Here is a 1,245-nt window from a genome sequence, read left to right as displayed (position 1 = left end):
GCCCAGCGCCGTCGCGATCTCGTGAAAGCCGGTGTTGCCGGTATAACCGTAGACCAGCGAGATGCCGTAGAGCAGCATGCCCGACGACAGCGCTCCGAGAACAAAATATTTGAGGCCGGCCTCGGTCGAGCGGACATTGTCACGGTTGATCGCCGCCAGCACATAGATCGCCAGCGACTGCAGCTCGAGCCCGAGATAAAGGCCGATCATGCCGTTGGCCGAGATCATCAGCATCATGCCGAGCGTGCACAGCACGATCAGCACCGGATATTCGAACTTGTCGAAATGCTCCTGCCTGGCAAACCGCATCGACATGACGAGCGTGACGGCCGAGCCGATCAGCGCCAGCATCTTCATGAAGCGGCCGAAGGAGTCCTGGACGAAAGCGCTGCCATAGGCAGACCCCTCGCCGCCGGAGAAAGCCAGCCAGAGGCCGGCGATCACAAGCACCGCGACCGCGAGCCCGGTCACCGTCGTGGTGTTGTTGGAGCGCGAATAGGCACCCACCATCAGAAGCGCCAGCGCGCCGACGGCGAGGATCAGTTCCGGCGTCGAGAGCGAAAGGCTGGAGAGAAGGTCCGGCGTCATGGTATTTCCCCGGTCAGTTCGCCGCCGCGGTCTGCGCGGAATTGATGGATGCGGTGACGTTGGTGACGAGCGCCTTGACCGACTGCGTGGTGGCATCGAACACAGGCGCCGGATAGACGCCGAAGAAGATCACCAGCACCACCAGCGGGTAGATGATCGCCTTCTCGCGCGTCGACAGATCGAGCAGGTTCTTCAGGCTCTCCTTGGTCAGCGCGCCGAAGATCACGCGGCGGTAGAGCCAGAGCGCATAGGCTGCCGACAGGATCACGCCGGTAGCGGCGAAGAACGCCACCCAGGTGTTGACCCGAAACACGCCGAGCATGGTCAGGAACTCGCCGACGAAGCCGCTGGTGCCCGGCAGGCCGACATTGGCCATGGTGAAGATCATGAACGCGGTCGCGTATTTCGGCATGTTGTTGACCAGCCCGCCATAGGCGTCGATTTCGCGCGTATGCATGCGGTCATAGATGACACCGACGCACAGGAACAGCGCGCCGGAGACGAGCCCATGGCTGAGCATCTGGAACATCGCGCCCTGCACGCCCTCCTGATTCATCGCGAAGATGCCCATGGTGACGAAGCCCATATGGGCGACCGACGAATAGGCGATGAGCTTCTTCATGTCCTCCTGCATCAGCGCCACCAGCGAGGTGTAGA

The 1,245-nt window shown here is 62.1% G+C and carries 2 protein-coding genes; both read right to left on the bottom strand.

Annotated features, from left to right (window positions below):
• The coding region (locus EOA60_RS33610) for a proton-conducting transporter membrane subunit (protein ID WP_281060808.1) at positions 1-588 on the bottom strand (588 nt) is incomplete at its 3' end.
• Between the two features lie 13 nt (positions 589-601).
• The coding region (locus EOA60_RS33605) for an NADH-quinone oxidoreductase subunit M (RefSeq protein ID WP_164899792.1) at positions 602-1,245 on the bottom strand (644 nt) is incomplete at its 5' end.

The sequence above is a fragment of the Mesorhizobium sp. M1A.F.Ca.IN.020.06.1.1 genome (genome assembly GCF_004023265.1).
Taxonomy (GTDB): Bacteria; Pseudomonadota; Alphaproteobacteria; order Rhizobiales; family Rhizobiaceae; genus Mesorhizobium.
The sequence above is the reverse complement of the archived record's forward strand: the minus strand, read 5'-3'. Positions and strand labels throughout refer to the sequence as shown.